Source organism: Metabacillus sediminilitoris (genome assembly GCF_009720625.1).
Lineage (GTDB): Bacteria > Bacillota > Bacilli > Bacillales > Bacillaceae > Metabacillus > Metabacillus sediminilitoris.
This window is the reverse complement of sequence record NZ_CP046266.1, coordinates 4,872,132-4,891,521: the sequence shown is the minus strand read 5'-3', so window position 1 is coordinate 4,891,521 and position 19,390 is coordinate 4,872,132. Positions and strand designations below refer to the sequence as shown.

The 19,390-nt window shown below is 38.2% G+C and carries 17 protein-coding genes; 10 read left to right on the top strand and 7 right to left on the bottom strand.

Annotated elements, in window-relative coordinates; genetic code table 11:
• Window positions 1-1,124: 1,124 nt before the first annotated feature.
• Window positions 1,125-2,030 (bottom strand): nuclease-related domain-containing protein, encoded by a 906-nt coding sequence (locus tag GMB29_RS23615; RefSeq protein ID WP_136352477.1) that lies wholly within the window; start codon window positions 2,028-2,030, stop codon window positions 1,125-1,127.
• 221 nt (window positions 2,031-2,251) lie between these two features.
• Here GMB29_RS23615 and GMB29_RS23610 point away from each other — a divergent pair, with 221 nt between their 5' ends.
• Complete coding sequence (locus tag GMB29_RS23610; protein WP_227551422.1) at window positions 2,252-3,844, top strand: ATP-binding protein; 1,593 nt, start codon at window positions 2,252-2,254, stop codon at window positions 3,842-3,844.
• Window positions 3,845-3,856: 12 nt separating this feature from the next.
• Window positions 3,857-4,558 (top strand): response regulator, encoded by a 702-nt coding sequence (locus GMB29_RS23605; protein WP_136352478.1) that lies wholly within the window; start codon window positions 3,857-3,859, stop codon window positions 4,556-4,558.
• Between the two features lie 242 nt (window positions 4,559-4,800).
• Here GMB29_RS23605 and GMB29_RS23600 read toward each other — a convergent pair whose 3' ends face one another.
• Window positions 4,801-5,583, bottom strand: a complete 783-nt coding sequence (locus GMB29_RS23600) for a class I SAM-dependent methyltransferase (protein WP_136352479.1) — start codon at window positions 5,581-5,583, stop codon at window positions 4,801-4,803.
• Window positions 5,584-5,666: 83 nt separating this feature from the next.
• Window positions 5,667-6,713 carry a tripartite tricarboxylate transporter substrate binding protein gene (locus GMB29_RS23595; RefSeq protein ID WP_136352480.1) on the bottom strand — a complete coding sequence of 349 codons (1,047 nt, stop codon included), beginning with the start codon at window positions 6,711-6,713 and terminating at the stop codon, window positions 5,667-5,669.
• 277 nt (window positions 6,714-6,990) lie between these two features.
• Here GMB29_RS23595 and GMB29_RS23590 point away from each other — a divergent pair, with 277 nt between their 5' ends.
• The 8 genes from GMB29_RS23590 (at window position 6,991) to GMB29_RS23555 (ending at window position 15,156) form a co-directional block, all read left to right on the top strand.
• Window positions 6,991-7,437 carry a tripartite tricarboxylate transporter TctB family protein gene (locus GMB29_RS23590; RefSeq protein WP_136352481.1) on the top strand — a complete coding sequence of 149 codons (447 nt, stop codon included), beginning with the start codon at window positions 6,991-6,993 and terminating at the stop codon, window positions 7,435-7,437.
• A gap of 19 nt (window positions 7,438-7,456) precedes the next feature.
• Window positions 7,457-8,983 (top strand): tripartite tricarboxylate transporter permease, encoded by a 1,527-nt coding sequence (locus GMB29_RS23585; RefSeq protein ID WP_136352482.1) that lies wholly within the window; start codon window positions 7,457-7,459, stop codon window positions 8,981-8,983.
• Window positions 8,984-10,061: 1,078 nt separating this feature from the next.
• Window positions 10,062-11,531 carry a protein adenylyltransferase SelO gene (locus GMB29_RS23580; protein ID WP_136352742.1) on the top strand — a complete coding sequence of 490 codons (1,470 nt, stop codon included), beginning with the start codon at window positions 10,062-10,064 and terminating at the stop codon, window positions 11,529-11,531.
• Between the two features lie 174 nt (window positions 11,532-11,705).
• Window positions 11,706-12,707 carry an LLM class flavin-dependent oxidoreductase gene (locus tag GMB29_RS23575; protein ID WP_136352483.1) on the top strand — a complete coding sequence of 334 codons (1,002 nt, stop codon included), beginning with the start codon at window positions 11,706-11,708 and terminating at the stop codon, window positions 12,705-12,707.
• Window positions 12,708-12,721: 14 nt separating this feature from the next.
• The gene (locus GMB29_RS23570) at window positions 12,722-13,021 is read left to right on the top strand and encodes an iron-sulfur cluster assembly accessory protein (RefSeq protein ID WP_136352484.1); all 300 of its coding nucleotides are present in this window, start codon (window positions 12,722-12,724) and stop codon (window positions 13,019-13,021) included.
• Between the two features lie 330 nt (window positions 13,022-13,351).
• Complete coding sequence (locus tag GMB29_RS23565) at window positions 13,352-14,290, top strand: alpha/beta hydrolase (RefSeq protein WP_136352485.1); 939 nt, start codon at window positions 13,352-13,354, stop codon at window positions 14,288-14,290.
• Window positions 14,291-14,362: 72 nt separating this feature from the next.
• Window positions 14,363-14,794, top strand: a complete 432-nt coding sequence (locus GMB29_RS23560; RefSeq protein WP_136352486.1) for an SRPBCC family protein — start codon at window positions 14,363-14,365, stop codon at window positions 14,792-14,794.
• Complete coding sequence (locus GMB29_RS23555; protein WP_136352487.1) at window positions 14,791-15,156, top strand: ArsR/SmtB family transcription factor; 366 nt, start codon at window positions 14,791-14,793, stop codon at window positions 15,154-15,156. Before GMB29_RS23560 ends, GMB29_RS23555 begins: the two co-directional genes overlap by 4 nt.
• Window positions 15,157-15,208: 52 nt before the next feature.
• On the opposite strand, the gene GMB29_RS23550 is transcribed toward GMB29_RS23555, so the two are convergent.
• The 4 genes from GMB29_RS23550 to GMB29_RS23535 all read right to left on the bottom strand — a co-directional run bounded on the left by GMB29_RS23550 (window position 15,209) and on the right by GMB29_RS23535 (window position 19,225).
• Entirely contained in the window at window positions 15,209-16,501 is a 1,293-nt protein-coding gene (locus GMB29_RS23550) for an Nramp family divalent metal transporter (protein ID WP_168733806.1), read from the bottom strand.
• A gap of 186 nt (window positions 16,502-16,687) precedes the next feature.
• Window positions 16,688-17,884, bottom strand: a complete 1,197-nt coding sequence (locus tag GMB29_RS23545; RefSeq protein WP_136352488.1) for a thiolase family protein — start codon at window positions 17,882-17,884, stop codon at window positions 16,688-16,690.
• Window positions 17,874-18,536: a 3-oxoacid CoA-transferase subunit B gene (locus GMB29_RS23540; protein ID WP_136352746.1), complete on the bottom strand. Its 663-nt coding sequence runs from the start codon at window positions 18,534-18,536 to the stop codon at window positions 17,874-17,876. Before GMB29_RS23540 ends, GMB29_RS23545 begins: the two co-directional genes overlap by 11 nt.
• 5 nt (window positions 18,537-18,541) lie before the next feature.
• Window positions 18,542-19,225, bottom strand: coding sequence for a CoA transferase subunit A (locus GMB29_RS23535; protein ID WP_136352489.1), 684 nt, complete (start codon window positions 19,223-19,225; stop codon window positions 18,542-18,544).
• Between the last annotated feature and the right edge of the window lie 165 nt (window positions 19,226-19,390).

Here is a 19,390-nt window from a genome sequence, read left to right as displayed (position 1 = left end):
AAAAAGGTCTTCATACGAAAAATGAAGGCCCAAATCCGTCGAGTAAGCTAGAAAAAAGGTCTTCATACGAGAGATGAAGGCCCAAAACCGTCGAGTAAGCAAGAAAAAAGGTCTTCATAAGAGAGATGAAGGCCCAAATCCGTCGAGTAAGCAAGAAAAAAGGTCTTCATAAGAGAGATGAAGGCCCAAATGCGTCGAGTGAGCAAGAAAAAAGGTCTTCATAAGAGAGATGAAGGCCCAAATGCGTCGAGTGAGCAAGAAAAAAGGTCTTCATAAGAGAGATGAAGGCCCAAATGCGTCGAGTGAGCAAGAAAAAAGGTCTTCATAAGAGAGATGAAGGCCCAAATCCGTCGAGTGAGCAAGAAAAAAGGTCTTCATACGAGAGATGAAGGCCCAAATCCGTCGAGTGAGCAAGAAAAAAGGTCTTCATAAGAGAGAAGAAGGCCCAAATGCGTCGAGTGAGCAAGAAAAAAGGTCTTCATACGAAAGATGAAGGCCCAAATCCGTCGAGTAAGCTAGAAAAAAGGTCTTCATACGAGAGATGAAGACCCAAAACCGTCGAGTAAGCAAGAAAAAAGGTCTTCATACGAAAGATGAAGGCCCAAATCCGTCGAGTAAGCAAGAAAAAAGGTCTTCATACGAGAGAAGAAGGCCCAAATGCGTCGAGTGAGCAAGAAAAAAGGTCTTCATACGGGAGATGAAGGCCCAAAACCGTCGAATGAGCTAGAAAAAAGGTCTTCATACGAAAGATGAAGGCCCAAATCCGTCGAGTAAGCAAGAAAAAAGGTCTTCATACGAGAGATGAAGACCCAAAACCGTCGAGTAAGCAAGAAAAAAGGTCTTCATACGAGAGAAGAAGGCCCAAAACCGTCGAGTGAGCAAGAAAAAAGGTCTTCATACGAGAGATGAAGGCCCAAATTCGTCGAGTGAGCAAGAAAAAAGGTCTTCATACGAAAGATGAAGGCCCAAATCCGGTGAGTAGTTAGAGTAAAGGTCTTTCATACGAGAGAAGAAGGCCTAAAACCGACGAGTGAGATAGAGTAAAGTTCTTGATGAAGACCAAGGAAGGAGAGACTCCTTCATAGTTTAAAAGAAACAAGAATTTAGCCAGATTAATAAATTTTTTATTCGTAGAAGGTCCATTGATGAACTCCTACTTTTTTAAAATTTCTTTCTAAAATCTTTCGAATCCTTCTTTTGGATTCTACCACCTTACACCAATCATGAATGACATTTGTCGTAATTCTTTGATCAGGAAAAAGAAGTTTAAATTCTGTTACGTTTCGCATGACTGCAGCTGTAACCTCTTCTTCGTGCCCGCATTCTTCACAAACACATTTTTTCCCCTGCACAGAAATTGAAAACGAGGTGCACTTAATACAAGTGATTCCCTTACGAAGTTGGTCATAATCATAAGCTGTTAATAGTTTAAAAGGTGAGTCTTTAATATGAAGTGAAATTAATTTATCAGCTAGCAACCTATGTTTTTTATCTAACTTTCTAGTAATCATATTTAGTTTTTTTATATAACTATTAACCTGAGCTGGGAAAATGAAAGGTTTGTTGAGAGGTGCTTGGTATAAGGTGAATCCGGGGTTGATGAAAACGACAGAAGCATGAATGGGTATATTAAATCCGAGGTTTTGAAGTAACTGACGCAGCAATGATTCACTTCTACTCAACTGGTTTAGAGGATTAGTAATTTCCGATTTGGGCTTCTTATATAATCGATCTGATTCGTAATAATAGTCCCCTTCATAATTTTTCACTTCGAATAAATAAATGGTATCAGAAAGAATCACTAGGGCATCAATTTGGAACATGGTGTTATTTAGTTTGAGTAGCAAATCATTCAGTATCAAACATTCACACTGAAGCTTATCTGTCAATGTATCAAACAATATCTCGCCTTCATTTCCCTTTTTAAGATTGAAATAGTACTGTTTGTCTTTGTCAGATAAACTGATTCGAGAGTTTAAGGTCTTCAGGATAAGTAATTCTATAGATTCATTACGAGATTTATATGGCATAGTCCACATCCTTTTTTAAATTTTCGAAACATCATGACTATTATATTAAAGATCTCTCTTCATTTAAAACTATTTCCGTGGTTAGTCCTTTGATGAAACCTGCTTTATATTTTTTAAAACCTATTGACAATAGACAGGAAAATAACAGTTAATTAATATAAGTGTAAAAATTGTTACATATAAGGCTAAATCAAACTGCTTTTTGAAAGTGGGGCAGATTTTTGAGGAATATATTTAAACAACCTACATTACTTGTCCAATTAATCGGATTTATTTCAATCATTGTTTTGATGACAGTTCTTTCTGTAAGCGTTATCTTTTCCTCGATGATTGATGACATGACAAAAAAGTCACTAGGTAATCAAGCGATGACGGTGGCAAAAATGACTGCTCAAAAGGAGAAAATTATCGAGGCCCTTGATGATCCTGATCCATCTTTAACGATACAACCAATTTCTGAAGAAATTCGTAAATTTACTGGGGCTGGTTATGTCGTTATTGGTAATAAAGAAGGTATTCGTTATTCTCATCATAAACCGGAAAATATCGGGACAAAGATGGGGACAAGCAGTCGTAAAGTACTTGAAGAGGGTGCATCGATTATATATGAAGGTATTGGGATTTCTGGGCCAGCTATAAAAGCTAAAACGCCTATTTATAAAAATGGAGTTATTATTGGTGTTTCATCTGTTGGTTTTTTAACAGTTGAAGCGGAAGAAAGAGTGAAAGAGTACCGTATAAAATTATTCCAGTTTACGATCATTATTATTTTTATTGGAATGATCGGAGCCATTCTTTTAGCAAGAAGAGTAAAGAAACTAATTTTTAATTTAGAACCAGAAGAAATATCATTTTTGTTTAAAGAAAAAGAAGCTACGATTGAGTCGATAAGGGATGCTACCGTTGCTTTTAATAAAAATTATGTCATCACTTCCATAAATAAAAGAGCTAGGGAATTACTAAAAGGTGATCAAGATGAGATAGGTGGAAAGGTAGTTGATACTCGTCTAATAAAAATTATAGACTATGTTATTCAAACAAAACAAAGTTTAATAAATCAAAAGTTTCTGTTTGGTCACCAGCTATATATGGTCGATGCTGCGCCGATTATACAAAAACTAGAAACAAGTGGAGCTGTATTAACGATCAGGCCGATTTCAGAAATTGAACAATTGACAAATGAAGTCTCACAGATTAAGAGTATTTCTGATAATATTCGCGCTCAAAACCATGAATATTTAAATAAATTAAATACGATATATGGGTTGATTACGCTAGAACAATATGATGAAGCTAGGGAACTGATATCCGATGAAGTGAAAGAACGTCAGGATATTGTTGTTTTTTTAACATCTTCCGTTAAAGACCCGTTTATAGCTGCTTGCCTTCTAGGAAAAATTAATCGTTCAAAGGAAATGAAAATACAACTAGAAATTGATGAAGAGAGCAATTTAGCACAAATCCCTGGATCATTTAACACGAAAATGTTTGTTACCGTTCTTGGAAATATCATTGATAATGCTATGGAAGCTGCAAGTAAAGCTAAAGGAGAACTTGGGTATGTCAAAGTTTCTTTTACTGACTTTGGGAGTGAGATTATCTTTGACATCGAAGATAATGGAAAGGGTGTTCCAGAAGAGTATCATGTAAAAATATTTGAAGAGGGTTTTACGACAAAGGTCGGAGAAAATCATGGACTTGGCCTATCTATTGTTAAAAATACAATCGAATTAATGCAAGGACAAATCTATTTATCTACTAGTGATTCTGGTGGAGCTCGATTTACAATAGCTATTCCGAAAAAAAAGGTGTAAGGGGGAGAGTATATGTTAAAAAGTCCAATCAAAGTCATGATCATAGAAGATGATGAAACCGCTATCAAGATTTATGAAAAATTTACTCATAAGATTGATGGATTTCAAGTTGTAGCAACTACGAGTACTGGGAAACAGGCATTAGAATTAATAAATGTTTTTACTCCGGATTTGATTTTACTAGACGTATTTCTCCCAGATATAAAAGGCACCGATCTTTTATGGGAAATTAGAAAACAACTACGAAGTGTAGATGTAATCTTAATAACCGCAGCCAATGATGTTGATACAGTTAGTGAAGCTATAAGAGGCGGGGCTTTCAGTTACCTTATGAAACCTATTATGATTGATAAGTTTTTGGATACTCTTGAAAAATATAAAGAAACTAGATTAGCATTATTAAATTTAACAACCGTTGAGCAAGAAGATGTTAATAGCTTTTTTAGAATGAACAGTCGCGAAGAACATGTTGTAGACATGGAAAAAGCAGGGGGATTACCAAAAGGAATTGATAAACATACATTAAAGAAGGTTAGACAAAGTATGAAGGAAATGAAAGATAGTATAAATGCAGAGGAATTTGCAAAAATTCTGGGAGCCAGTCACTCCACAGTAAGACGTTACCTTGAATATTTAGTAGCAAATGATGAGATGGAAGTAGAAATTTTATACGGGACCATTGGCAGGCCAGAGCGAAGGTATCTTAAAAAGTAAAGAGAAAAAGCCGGATGTTAGCGACTCAAAAGGTCAGCACACATCCGGCTTTTATTAATAGATAAGAAAGTTTAAATTTTTGAACTTAGTTTCGGTGTCTAGCTCCAGCGCCCAGCGACTAGTGAACTTCCCCCTCCTCCTTACGATAAGTCAACATCGTATCGCTTTCGCTCTTCGTGTTTCCTTTATCTCATACGGAGTGCTCCAGTTCATACGTCGCTGAACGGTCGCTTGCGCTTTTCTTAATGTTTTTCCACAAGCGCCATCCATTCATCAATCGTGACAGATTGGATACGATCGTTCGTTGATTCAATTGAAAAATAGTTTTGAATGATTTTACTAGCTGAAAGGAGATGGGAATCCACTATTTTGACTTGTTCTTCAGATGTAGTTGTTCTTTTAACCCAATCGGGGTAGTTGAATTTCTTTTTGCGGTGTTCTGCTTTTACGAATGATAGGTTAGCTTGCTCAAACCATGTTTTCCATTCTTTTTCGGAATAGCTGCGGACATGGCTGTCATCTCGCAATTTTTCCAACCGATTGACGAAATCATCTAATTCCTCATCTTCTGGAGCAATATTGTCGATAAGGAGAAATTTACCGCCGGGTTTTAGAACACGGGAAACCTCTTTAACAAAAATATCTGGATTCGGAAAATGGTGTGGAGCAATTCGGCAGGTAACCGCATCAAACGTATTTTCTAAAAACGGAAGCGACTCTGCATCTGCGATCACATAAAATATGTTTGAGGCTCCAGAATCCAAGTGGCCTTTAGCCGTCTCAAGCATTTCATAAGTCAAGTCTGTTGCAAAAATCTGTCCTGCGTGCGGAGCTAATGATTTGACTACATGCCCGCCGCCTGTTGCAATATCAAGTACGATCGAGGATGAATCTACATTTAACCAATCCTTTAATAGGACTAAATCTGAACCCTTAGCATGTGTAGTGCTTGTCACATATTTTTGTGCATGTTGACCAAATTGCTGCTGAACCTTCTGCTTGATTGCTTCTGATTTCTCATTCATTTTTCATTTCTCCTTTTGATAGATAAAAAGAGAAGAGATACCTCTTCTCCTATGATGTATTCTGATTGATTGTAAAATAATACTTATTTTTGCATATTTAAAGATTCTAAGATTTCTTGTACCAAAACTTCTTGCTCTTCTAAAAATTTGACAAATTCTTCAGAGTTTTTATATCCGTTTTCCCACCCATTTGTTTCTAAGACTTTTTGCCATTCTGGCGTTTGCGTCAACTCAGTTAATGTTTTATTCCAATAATCAACAGCATAGTCAGGCATTTCTTTTGGTCCGAACAATCCGCGCCAGATCGTAAATTCTGCATCAATTCCTGCTTCTTTATAGGTTGGGATATCTGCATAAGTGCCTTGAAGTCTTTCAGGAGATGATACTCCAAGTACTCGTACTTTTCCAGCCTTTAAATATTCACCTGTACCGGAAATATCAGTAGCAAGAATATCGGCATTCCCGCCAATTAAAGCTGTCATAGCTTCTCCGCCACCATCGTAAGAAATATACTTTATCTTCGTTGCATCTACACCTGCTTTAACGGCAGGCAGCATTGCGACGAGGTGATCTTGTGAACCTGGTGCAGAGCCGCCAGCCAGTGTAAGGCTGCTAGGATCTTTCTTTAAATCGTCAAATAATGATTTCAAATCCGTGTATTTAGAATCAGCACGTACGACAATTGCTCCATAATCCTTTGTTAGCTGTGCCAATGGTGTTAAATCTTTATAAGAGTGTGGGCTGTTTCCTTCTTTTTTCAAATTATTAATAAGTAATGGAACAGAAGGAAGAATCAGGCGATAAGGGTCTTTCTGATCCTGGCTAATAAAATCGGCAATACCAACAGCTTGACCACCACCTGGTTTGTTTTCAACTGTCATTGATTGTTCGACTAGACCTGTATCAGCTAAAGCTTTTGTTAATGCACGGGCTGTCGTATCAAGGCCTCCACCAGCGCCAGATGGTGCATTAATCAAAAATGGTTTTTCAGGATAAGAAACTTCTTGTTTGTTGCTTTCGCCGTTTACTTCTGTTGTGGAACCCGATCCTCCACAGGCTGCCAGACTTAGAACTAATGCTCCGCTGGCAAAGATACTCCCCCATTTTTTCCATTTTAATGTAGAAAACATTTTTCTTCCCCCTTATTTATGATAACGCTTTCAAATGAATCGTATCATTGTCCAAAAAGTGTGAACAGTTTATGATCATTCATTTAATAAAACGTATAAGTGATCTTTTTTTCATATTTTTCATGGATAGCATCCTCTAATTGTGAAAAATATGAAAAAAAGTAGAAAAAATAAAAGCAATTGAACTTATTCTTTTAATCTTCTAATAAATACTACTTTCAAAGATAATTTTGGAAAGCGGTTACATAATTGCTACATAAAATTGGGGGTAGATGGGTTGGAAAAAATTTTTGATCGGTATGCAGGGGTTATCTTTTTATTAATAGGAGCCGCCTTTATTTTCGAAAGCAGAAAAATATCTTCGAGTTCCTATGGCAGTAACGTTGGTCCGGATATTTTTCCGATTGGCCTTGGTATTCTATTAATCTTACTAAGTATACGACTATTATTTGAAACAACGAAGTACGTTGGTGAAGCAGAAAAAAATAGTAAACCCGATTACAAACGTTTTTTACTTATTTTAGGTGCTGCAATCCTATACGTCCTACTTTTAGACACAATTGGTTATGTTATTACGACATTTTTATTTTTACTTTTTTCATTTCGAGTGATGAAAACAGGAGGATGGATCAAAATGATCTTAATCGCTGCGGCTTTTTCATTCGGAGTATATTATGTGTTTGTAGAAGTACTACAAGGATCGTTACCAGGATTCCCATTATAAAATCATAGGAGGTGTATGAATGGAAACTTTGCAATTTTTATTAGATGGATTTAGTGTTGCTATGCAATGGCACAACTTGTTATTTGCCTTTTTTGGAGTATTAATTGGTACGGCGGTTGGAGTACTACCTGGCATCGGTCCGATGAGTGGTGTAGCGTTATTGATTCCAATCACAAGTACACTTACCGGGGGACTAGACCCTGAAAGTGCTGCTGCTAGTTCGCTTATTTTACTAGCTGGCGTTTATTATGGTGCCATGTATGGTGGCTCAACAACATCTATTTTATTAAATACACCTGGTGAATCATCTTCAGTGGTGACGGCTTTGGATGGCTATCAAATGGCGAAGCAGGGAAGGGCAGGTGCAGCTTTATCGATATCTGCGATAGGATCATTCATTGCCGGTATTATTGCCTTACTTGGATTAACTTTGTTAGCTGATCCATTATCTGAAATGGCACTATCATTTGGTCCATCAGAATACTTCTCCTTAATGTTACTAGGTCTTTGTGCTGTCAGTGGACTAGCGGGAAAATCAATCACAAAGGCGTTAATCATGACAGTGCTAGGATTGCTGCTAGCTACCATAGGCATTGATAATGTATCAGGTGTTTCACGTTTTACTTATAATTTTGCCTATTTATATTCAGGGCTTGAGTTTCTAACGGTAGCTGTTGGTTTATTTGCACTTGGCGAAGTGTTCAAGACGATATTAGAAAAGGATAAAGATGGCGGAAAAATTGCTAAGGTAGGTCGAATTCTTCCATCAAAACAAGATTTCAAGGATAGCACAAAACCGATCGTACGCGGCTCACTTCTTGGTTTCTTTATTGGAGTTCTTCCAGGTGCCGGTGCTACACTTGCTTCGTTCTTTTCTTATATTACAGAAAAAAAATTAAGTAAAAATCCTAATAAGTTTGGGAATGGTGCTATTGAAGGAGTAGCGGCTCCAGAGTCAGCGAATAATGCTGCATCAGGGGGAGCGATGATCCCATTGCTGACAATGGGGATACCAGGGTCAGGAACAACGGCTATTTTAATGGGTGCCTTAATTATGTACAATGTTCAGCCAGGTCCATTATTATTTGATGACCATCCAGAGGTTGCCTGGGGACTTATTGCTAGTATGTTTATAGGAAATGTCATGCTACTCATTCTTAATATGCCTTTAGTAAAAGTGTTTGCAAAAGTAATCGAAACACCGTCCCACTATCTATTACCTATTATTATCGCGATTTCCATTTTCGGAGTGTATGCCGTACAAGCAAATACATTTGATTTACTATTGCTTCTTGCCTGTGGTGTGGCCGGCTATTTTTTAACTAAGTACGACTATCCAGTAGCACCTCTAGTACTTGCACTCGTACTCGGTCCTATGATTGAGAATAATATGCGACGGGCGTTAACAGCATCAAAAGGCGATTTTTCCGTATTTATTACTAGTCCAGTTTCTCTCCTCTTTTTAATTATTGCCGTTTTATGGATCTTAGTTCCATTAATTTTGAAATGGAAAGGCCGAGATGTGATCGTTAATGAAGAAGAATAATAAAAAGTAATATGGGATAAGAAGGTAAATATGCATATCTATGTATGTTTACCTTCTTTCTTTTTCTGAAAGAAGGGTAAATCATATGGAAATATTTTTTCAAATCTTGTTGCATATCATTCTTCCATTATTTGTGTTAATTTTGGCAGGGGTTGTACTCATGAGAGTTTTCACCCTTGATTTATCGACCTTGTTGAGATTAACGGTGAATTTTGTTGAACATTAGCCCAGGCTCATACCTGAAATAGAATAGGCTGTATAATCTAATTATAAATGCGGTTTTTTGAGATTCAAATGTACTTAATGATGAACACTATCCCGGCTTCTTAGAAAGTTTGTTCTTTATTGCCCTGGTAAAAGCCACTTTTCGCAATGATTAAAGAGAATTTTGTCCTTCATATGTTAGATGAAGGCCATTTTTTACATTTTAAGAAGAGTTATGTCCTTCAAAGGTTAGATGAAGACCACTTTTTGTAATTTTAAGAAGAGAAAAGTCCTTCATAGCCCGTATGAAGGCCGCTTTATGTAATTTAAAGAAGAGAAAAGTCCTTCATAGCCCTTATGAAGACCGCTTTATGTAATTTAAAGAAGAGAAAAGTCCTTCATAGCCCGTATGAAGGCCGCTTTATGTAATCTTAAGAAGAGAAAAGTCCTTCATAGCCTGTATGAAGGCCGCTTTATGTAATTTTAAGAAGAGAAAAGTCCTTCATAGCCCGTATGAAGACCACTTTTTGTAATTTAAAGAAGAGAAAAGTCCTTCATAGCCCGTATGAAGGCTACTTTTAGTAATTTAAAGAAGAGAAAAGTCCTTCATAGCCCGTATGAAGGCCGCTTTACGTATTTTTAAGAAGAGTTTGGTCCTTTATTTGCCCGGCGGGTAATAACCGAAAAACTCGAATTCAAGCTGTTCTTATGTTTTAAAGGCGTCATCATTGTGGTGAAAGGGTATAATAAATTAGCAGAAGCAGACACTAAAATGGGATAATTGTGTTGATATAAAAAATTAGGTACCTAAAATATGTATAAGGCTAAATTTAAAAATTTGAAGATAAATGTCATAAAAAGAAGAGGAGATACAATGACAAAAGAAACAATAAGTCCGGGATGGAACTTTGACAACAGTTATACACGCCTGCCAAAGAAGTTTTTCACCAGCCATAATCCGACCCCTAAAAACTCACCAGAGTTGATTATTTTTAATGCACCTTTGGCAGCGTCGCTTGGGTTAAATGAAGAAGAGTTGCGAGGAAAGGATGGCGTAGCGGTGTTTGCCGGAAATGTCATTCCCGAAAATGCTTCACCGCTTGCTCAAGCTTACGCAGGGCATCAATTCGGACATTTTAATATGTTAGGGGATGGACGGGCTATTCTCCTTGGCGAACAAATCACGCCAAAAGGAGAGCGCTTTGATATTCAACTAAAGGGTCCTGGTCGAACACCATATTCCCGCGGTGGTGATGGCCGTGCAGCACTTGGGCCAATGCTGCGTGAATATATAATCAGTGAAGCGATGCATGCGCTTGGTATTCCGACTACCCGCAGTCTTGCAGTGGTAACAACAGGTGAGAACATCCTTCGTGAAACCGTACTGCCTGGTGCGATTTTGACCAGAGTGGCTGCCAGTCATATTCGCGTCGGTACCTTTCAATTTGCAGCACAATGGTGCACAGTTGAAGAACTGAGAGCCCTTGCTGATTATACATTGCAAAGACATTATCCTGACATAGACAATGATGAAAATCGCTATCTTTCCTTGCTGAAGGAAGTGATCAAACGTCAGGCTGATTTGATTGCAAAATGGCAACTCGTTGGCTTTATACATGGAGTTATGAACACCGACAACATGACCATTAGTGGTGAAACGATTGATTATGGACCATGTGCTTTTATGGATACGTATGATCCTGCAACAGTATTCAGTTCGATTGACACTCAGGGCCGCTATGCATATGGAAATCAGCCATATATTGGTGGATGGAATCTTGCACGATTTGCTGAAGCCTTACTGCCGCTGTTGCATGAAAATGAGGAAAAGGCTGTCGAACTTGCCCAAGAGGAAATTTCAATTTTTACTGAGTTATATCACCATAACTGGCTGACAGGAATGAGAGCGAAACTAGGAATCGTTAACGAAGAGGAACAGGATGAAGCTCTCATAAAAGATCTCCTAGATATGATGCAGAAGAATGGTGCGGATTATACAAATACCTTCCGTGCATTAACATTTGATCAACATAGGAATACAGTTTTGTCTGGCACGGAAGAATTTGATCAGTGGTATAAGCTGTGGCAGGAGAGACTTGTTAGACAGGAGATTTCCAAAGAATCCTCACAGGAATTAATGCGAAACTCCAATCCTGCTGTCATCCCTCGGAATCATCGGGTGGAAGAGGCGCTAGATGCAGCAGTGAAGCAAGAAGACTTCAGTGTAATGGAACAGCTTCTTGATGTTCTTGCACAACCATACGCACACACACCAGAAAAGGCGGAATACTGCACACTTCCTGAACCGTCAAATCGTCCTTACCAGACGTTTTGCGGTACGTGATAAAAGCCTGCTTTCTTCCATACTAGGATATAAACTTCACCAAGCAATATAGAAAAAGCGTGTATTTAAATCTAAACACGCTTTTTTGATTTGCACTGTCCGAAATGAAGAGCATATTAGCAGGGAGTAAGGTAATTACCTGATATAATGGCAAGAGGATGGAAGGTGGAAATTATGAAGATAAGTATCCTAGATCAATCACCGATTTCTTCAGGTAAAACAGCAGAAGATGCATTAGAAGCATCTGTTAAATTAGCGCAATTCGGTGAGCAATATGGGTACACACGGTATTGGATTGCTGAACATCATGATATATCAGGACTTGCATGCTCTGCTCCAGAAGTCATGTTAGGGTACATAGGAGCAAGAACTAATACAATTCGAATCGGTTCAGGAGCAGTGCTGCTGCCAAACTATAAACCGTACAAGGTTGCTGAAACACATAATTTGCTTGCTACACTCTTTGAGGGGCGTATTGATATCGGAATTGGACGGTCGCCAGGGGGTTCAGCAGAAGCATCATTGGCCTTATCAGATAACTTTTTACAGCAAATGAGTAAATATCCCGAATCTGTTAAAGAACTTTTGAGATTTATAAATCAAGATTTTCCCTCAGACCATCTATTTTCAAAAATTACCGCTTCACCGCAGCCGCGGGAATCCCCTCAGCCATGGATTCTTGGCACTAGTACGAAAAGCGCGTTATTAGCTGCGGAATGTGGAACAGGTTATGCGTATGCACATTTTATGAGAAACCATGGAACGAGTATTGTTGAAGGGTATCGGGACAATTTTAGAAAGAATGGAAAATTGGCGAGACCAAATATCATTATTGCTGTTTCGGTCATTTGTGCGGAAACAACAGAAAAAGCTGAAAAATTAGCTTTAAGTCAATTTTTGTGGGCGATACTGTCATCTAAAGGGGAAAAGATGATTAAAATCCCTTCAATAGAAGAAACAGAGCAATATACATTTTCTGAAAAAGAAGAAGAAATGATACATAAGATGAAAAGGAAAATGATTATTGGGAATCCTCGTGAAGTAAACCAGCAGCTTCATGCACTGCAAGCTTTGTATGGAGCAGATGAAATGATGATATTGACGATCACTCATCAGTATGAGGACAGGCTTCGATCCTATCAACTCATTGCTGAGGAACTTTCTAAAAATAAGTGAAAAGAGGGAAAAATATGAAGTGTAAAATAAACCGTAATGCAGCAAAGGTATTAAAGAAAATGCTAGATAGCGATGATGCAACAGGAAAAATGGTTCGTGTTTTTGTTACACAACAACACGGCGACCATGCCCACTATGATCTAAAACTTGATACACCAACAGAACATGATGAAATTGTAAAAACAGATAAAGATATCGACATTTTATTAGACAAAAGAAATGACTTTCTTGACGGAGTTTGGATTCAATATTTCTACGTGCCTCGAGAAGAGTTCATCATTACAAATCCTTCAAAGGGAAGTCATACTCACTAAGCCACTTATTTGTGAAAGAGACCATGCTTTATTATAGGGAAATCACTATAAATGAGGCATGGTTTTTTTACGTACAATTCAGGAGAAACCGGAAGATACATACTTTCAAATGAGCCATGATTATTGCCTGATTAATGGAAGCACATGCCACAGTTAAATTTAAAATATTCATTTTAATATGAAGGAAAAGGGACGGAAGCCGTTTAAATAGTCATATATATAAGGATATGACAAATAACTTTGATAGAGCTTGTTGATTTCTGCCTTACATGAATTGGATTATGGCACACCAACAGATCTTTAAAGTGAGTACATAAGAGGGGGATGCAAATGGGAGAACAAGATCTATGGTTAAGGATGTCAGATGGTCATGACGTGTTTGTGAAGAAATGGTATGAAGAAAAAAAGAAACCAACAGCCATTTTACAACTATCACATGGCATGGCAGAGCATATTAAACGCTATCACGAGTTTGCGAATTCATTAGCATCAAAAGGTATTGTTGTGTTTGGAAATGACCATCGCGGACATGGTGAAACTGGTGGGAAAAGTGGTGTTTTAGGATTTTTTGCTGAAGAGAATGGATTTGAACGTGCGGTAGATGATTTAAAGGAAATCAATTGTGTTATTCATGAACAATATCCTGATACACCTGTTTTTCTGATGGGGCATAGCATGGGGTCATTTTTAGTTCGACGCTTTGTACAGCGTTATCACAACTGTATTCATGGTGTGATTATTTCGGGGACGGGCGGCAATCCTGGCTTTATGGGAAAGCTCGGTAAAACACTAGCAAAATCTCAAATGAGAAAATTAGGAAACAAAACAGAGAGCCCTTTAATGAATAAACTAACTTTTGGCAGCAACAATAAAAAGATTGCAGATGCTGAAACAGAATATGATTGGTTAACTCGAGATCGAAACGAAGTCAAGAAGTATATTGATGATCCTTATTGTGGGTATATTGCTACGACAGGTTTTTATTATGATTTACTATCAGGACTAGACATCATCCATAAAAATAATGAAGTAAATAAAATCGATAAAAACTTACCATTCTTCTTTTTTAGTGGTGATCAGGATCCAGTCGGCAATCATACGAAGGGTGTCATCGGTGTGATCGAACAATTCAAAAAGCATGGTATTAAAAAGATCGATTATACTTTTTACAAAGAAGGGCGTCATGAAATGCTTAATGAAACAAATCGTGAAGAAGTGACGAACGATATTATTCAGTGGATAGAGAAGCAATTATCGATTAGTTGTTGACATGTAACCAAAAGGTTTCGTATTATATATACGAAACCTTTTGGTTACATAAATAACATGGAGGCAATAAACATGACAAATAATCAAGATAAATTACCTGAAGTCCGTAAAACGACCATTTTTAATGCACCAATTGAAAAAGTATGGGAAGCAGTTTCTACTTCTGAGGGCATTGCTGGGTGGTTTATGCCAAATGATTTCGAACCAAAGGTAGGACATGAATTTACGATTCATTCACCATTTGAAAAATCACCATGTAAAGTGTTGGAAGTAAACCCGCCAAATGGACTGTCATTCTCATGGGGAGTATTTGGCTGGGAAATATCATTTGAATTAAAAGACTTAGATGGAAAAACAGAGTTTACGCTTGTTCATTCTGGTTGGGGAGCGCCAAACGATATTGTCGGACCAGCTGGAGAGACATTTACTGTTGTAAGAGATCGAATGAGCAAAGGCTGGGATTCTATTGTCAGCGACCGTCTGCGTAAAGTAGTTGAGGAATAATGTCTGCCGCACAAAAATATGATGTTTTCCAAGCGATAGCAGATCCTTCGCGAAGAAAAATGCTAAAGCTTTTAGCAAATCAAGAATTACCTGTGACAATGATTAGTCATCATTTCCCAATGAGCCGTACTGCAGTCTCTAAGCATTTGAATATCCTTTTGGAATCAAATCTTGTCAGTGTAGAGAAAGTTGGCAGGGAAAAAAGGTACAAGCTTCAGCCTGATGCCTTACTCGAGCTAAAACATTGGCTATCCTTTTATGAACAATTTTGGGATAACAAGCTTTCGATGCTTAAACATCTTGTTGAAAATGAGGAAACAGATGAATTAAAGGTCATTGATAGCAAACGTACCAATGAATAAATAGAGAGGCTGTCTCAAAAGTTTCCTTTGAGACAGCCTCTTGAATAAAAGATTAAAACATTCCCATTAGCTGATTAACAGCAAGGAACACAAACATAATCACGCAGCCAATTAAGACACTATTTGCCAACCATTTATTTCTAAACTGGGCTTCAACTTTTTTAGAATTAAGCAATATAACTAATGAGATTGCTAGAAAAGGCATAAATAATGCACCAAGTGCACCATAGATAATAATCAGTTGGACCGGTTTACCAAAGAATAATAGAATCAATGGAGGAAATGTCAGCCAAGCTAAGTAAAAGCGATAAGCCGGATCTGTTTCTTCAACAGACTTGTTTTCATAGGATTTATCTTTACGTGCTTTCATAAGACGAATAAAATCCGCAAATAGATATGGAACACCATTCCAAACACCTAATAATGAACTAAATGCTGCAGACCAAAAAGCGATTAAGAATAACCAACGTAAGGTTGCACCGAATTCTTCGCCTAGCATTTCCGCTAAAGTTAGTAATCCTTGATCCCCGCTAAGCGTTACACCTGTCCCAAATAAAAACTGTGCACCGATGATTAAGGAAGCGATTGTAAAGATGGCTGTAACAGTATACGCTACCTTCGAGTCTGTTCTCATAACGGAAATCCAGCTTTTACCTTCCCACTTTTTCTCTTTCAGCCAATATCCATAAGATGCCATCGTAATTGTACCGCCAACACCGCCAATCAAACCAAGCGCCATCATGAAAGAACCATCTGGCATTGTAGGAATGAACCCCTTCGCAAAATCACCAAAACTCGGTAAAAACAATGCAGCAGTACCAATAATCGTAATGAACATAATCGCGATTAATACGGTCATAATTCGTTCAAATAGTAGATATCTGCCACTAAATACGAGAAGGAAGCCAACGACAGAATGGACAATTGCCCATCCCCATATAGGCATGATTGGAAACATCGCTTCCATTGCCATTCCGCAAGTTGCAGCAGCTGCAGCACCATAAACAAAACCCCAAATAATTGAATAAGTACTAAAATATCCAGTTGCCCAGCTCCCTAATGAACGCCATCCTTCTAAAATGGTTTTACCAGTTGCTAAATACCAACGGCCAACACCTTCATTTAAAAAGTATTTTAAGACAGAACCGATAATGATTGCCCATACAAATGTCATCCCAAAAGAAGTACCAAGGACAATGGCCGTAATCATATCTGCTGTTCCAACACCAGTTGCTGCTACCGCAAGCCCTGGACCGACCATCGACAATTTTTCCTTTAGTGATGTTGGTTTTTTGTATTCATTTGGTGGTTGGCTGTGATTGTTCAAATCCTTTTCTACTTTCATCCCATTTCCTCCTTGTCTAATAAAACGTTTACAAAATTAGTTTATCATAATAGTTTGCTGGTTTTTCTTTTATCTACCTTTTTTGGTAGAGTCTGGCTTTGAACAAGTATGGCCCCCTCTAGTAGCTATGAATCTAATCTTTCAATTTAGCAGAATATGAGGGGAGCCTATTTTCATCCTCCTTGCTTAAAAACAGTTTTCAAAGATCGTCGTGATTCCTTGCCCGCCAGCTGCACAAAGTGTCGCTAAACCATATTTTTTCTTTCGTTTTTTCATGGCGTGAAGCAGTGTGACACAAATGCGCGAACCACTGTTTCCAATTGGGTGACCTAAAGCAATCGCCCCGCCATTAACATTTACTTTTTCAAGTGGTAAACCAAGCTCTTTAATGACAGCAAGTGATTGTGCAGCAAATGCTTCATTTAATTCAAAGAGATCAATATCATCTAATGATAATGACGCTGTTTTTAACGCATTTAGAGAAGCTTGAACAGGCCCGATTCCCATTCGGTCTGGTGTAACTCCACTTACCCCAATACCAATGATTTTCGCAAGCGGAGTTAAATTGTATTGATCAATCGTTCGCTTGGACACGATTAACAGCAAGGACGCACCGTCATTTAGTCCCGAAGCATTTCCAGCTGTTACAGTACCATTATCCACAAATGCAGGCTTCAAATTAGCAAGTTTGTCGAGACTTGTTTTTCTAGGATGTTCATCCTGACTAAATTCAATTGGTGCTCCTTTTCTTTGTGGTATGGAAACAGGAATAATTTCCTCCGCAAAATCACCGTTTTCAATGGCGTTTGCTGCCTTGATTTGGCTGTTTAACGCAAATTCGTCTTGCTCCTGCCGACTAATTTCATAATCCTTTGCAAGATTTTCAGCAGTGAGTCCCATCGTAAATCTTCCATAAATATCTGCAGGCTGAGAGCCAGGCTGGCTTTCTTTATTAGGATCCAGCAATTCAGCATTTCCAGATAAATAACCAAAGCGTGCCTTTCTCATATAATATGGAGCTGTACTCATGCTTTCGACCCCGCCAGCGAGCATTGCATCTGCCATTCCTGTTTTAATACTTAGGAATGCATTTTGAATCGCCTGCATACCCGAACCACATTGGCGGTTTACCGTATATCCCGGCAGTGATTCTGGAAATTTTGCTTTTAATAAGGAGTAACGAGCTATATTCGACTGATCCTGTGTTTGCTTTGCTTGACCGATTATGACTTCATTTATGATTTCTAATGGTATCAGCTGTTTTGCTTTTATATCTTCATACAAAGGAAGTAACAATTCATCTGGCTGAACATTAACTAATGCACCGCCGATTTTCCCAACAGCTGTTCTTTGGGCACTTACGACGTAAACATCATTTTTCATCTAGGATGACCTCCTTTAGTGATTCAGCAATGACAAAGTTACTTTCCGTTTTACTTCGAACTTCTTCAAGCTGGATACCTGGCATTAACTCGATTAAAGTAAGGGTATTATTCTTCATTTCAAAGACTGCTAGATCGGTAATAATAACGTCTACTTTCCGAATGGAAGTGATAGGATACGAGCAGCTTTTTACTAATTTTGACTCGCCTTTTTTATTCGTGTGATTTGTTGTCACGATAATTTTTTTAGCGCCGCTCATTAAATCCATCGCACCGCCAACACCCATAATGTTTTCCCCAGGAATCGCCCAGTTAGCAATATAGCCATTTTCATCAACTTGCAGAGCACCTAGTATAGCAACATCAATATGTCCGCCTCTAATCATCGCAAACGAATCGGCACTGCTAAAATAAGAGGCCCCGATTGCTTCACCAATCGGAAGTTTTCCAGCGTTCACTATAAGTGGATCAATATCATCTTTCGTTTTTAGGTCGTCGACACCTAATAACCCATTTTCTGTGTGTAAAAAAACATGTTTAGACTCGATATATTTGCTGACAAGAGTAGGAATACCAATACCGAGATTGACGATATTACCATCCTTCAGTTCTTTTGCAGCACGCATCGCAATTAATTCTTTTGGTTTTACCATTGTGTTCATCGCGCTACAACCCCTTCTTTTGTTACTATTTTTTTGCTGTAGACAAGGGCATCAACATAAAGATGTGGTGTCGCAATTAATTCTGGATCAAGCTTGCCGGCTTCAACTATTTCATCGACTTCAGCAATCACATAATCAGCTGCAGTCGCCATCATCGGATTAAAATTTCTCGCTGTCTTGTAATAGATGAGGTTGCCAAGCTCATCTGCTTTATGTGCGCGAATTAAGGCAACATTCGCCTTTAAAGCTGGTTCAAAACAGTATAACTTTCCATCGATTTCTCTTATTTCTTTATCCTTCGCAAGCTCTGTCGATACAGACGTAGGTGTGTAATAACCGCCAATACCGGCACCTCCAGCTCTAATCGATTCTGAAAGTGTCCCCTGTGGTAAAAGCTGGACATCAATTTTTCCTGAGTGGTACATGTTGCCGACTTCTCGATTACTTGTAAAATAGGAACCTATTGCTTTTTTGATCTTTCCTTGTCGTAATAGCTCTCCAAGGCCTTTTCCTTCTTCACCAAGATTGTTGCTAATAATGGTTAGCTCTGTGGCATCATGGTTGATTAGTCCATCAATCAGTGTCAACGGTGCTCCGACAAGACCGAAGCCTCCAACCATAATGATTGAGCCAGTTTTAATCGGAAGAATAGCTTCTTCTGTTGTTTTCATTTTCCCCATTTTATTTCTGCCTCCTCGTAAACTAGTCGTATGAGTTACTTAAAACAACTCCTTTTTGTTTGAAGGTCACTAGACTTTTGCGAGAACGCAAAAAAGCCCAGACTTGACCATAAGAAAAAGGAAACACAAAGAAATTTCCTCACTTCCAATGGATAAGCTGGGCTT

Excerpts from the sequence above, each read along its gene's own strand:
- GMB29_RS23605 (WP_136352478.1), top strand. The coding sequence starts at position 3,857 with ATGTTAAAAAGTCCAATCAAAGTCATGATCATAGAAGATGATGAAACC.
- GMB29_RS23580 (WP_136352742.1), top strand. The coding sequence starts at position 10,062 with ATGACAAAAGAAACAATAAGTCCGGGATGGAACTTTGACAACAGTTAT.
- GMB29_RS23570 (WP_136352484.1), top strand. The coding sequence starts at position 12,722 with ATGAAGTGTAAAATAAACCGTAATGCAGCAAAGGTATTAAAGAAAATG.
- GMB29_RS23585 (WP_136352482.1), top strand. The coding sequence starts at position 7,457 with ATGGAAACTTTGCAATTTTTATTAGATGGATTTAGTGTTGCTATGCAA.
- GMB29_RS23565 (WP_136352485.1), top strand. The coding sequence starts at position 13,352 with ATGGGAGAACAAGATCTATGGTTAAGGATGTCAGATGGTCATGACGTG.
- GMB29_RS23575 (WP_136352483.1), top strand. The coding sequence starts at position 11,706 with ATGAAGATAAGTATCCTAGATCAATCACCGATTTCTTCAGGTAAAACA.
- GMB29_RS23615 (WP_136352477.1), bottom strand. The coding sequence starts at position 2,030 with ATGCCATATAAATCTCGTAATGAATCTATAGAATTACTTATCCTGAAG.
- GMB29_RS23560 (WP_136352486.1), top strand. The coding sequence starts at position 14,363 with ATGACAAATAATCAAGATAAATTACCTGAAGTCCGTAAAACGACCATT.
- GMB29_RS23545 (WP_136352488.1), bottom strand. The coding sequence starts at position 17,884 with ATGAAAAATGATGTTTACGTCGTAAGTGCCCAAAGAACAGCTGTTGGG.
- GMB29_RS23600 (WP_136352479.1), bottom strand. The coding sequence starts at position 5,583 with ATGAATGAGAAATCAGAAGCAATCAAGCAGAAGGTTCAGCAGCAATTT.
- GMB29_RS23595 (WP_136352480.1), bottom strand. The coding sequence starts at position 6,713 with ATGTTTTCTACATTAAAATGGAAAAAATGGGGGAGTATCTTTGCCAGC.
- GMB29_RS23535 (WP_136352489.1), bottom strand. The coding sequence starts at position 19,225 with ATGGGGAAAATGAAAACAACAGAAGAAGCTATTCTTCCGATTAAAACT.
- GMB29_RS23540 (WP_136352746.1), bottom strand. The coding sequence starts at position 18,536 with ATGGTAAAACCAAAAGAATTAATTGCGATGCGTGCTGCAAAAGAACTG.
- GMB29_RS23550 (WP_168733806.1), bottom strand. The coding sequence starts at position 16,501 with ATGAAAGTAGAAAAGGATTTGAACAATCACAGCCAACCACCAAATGAA.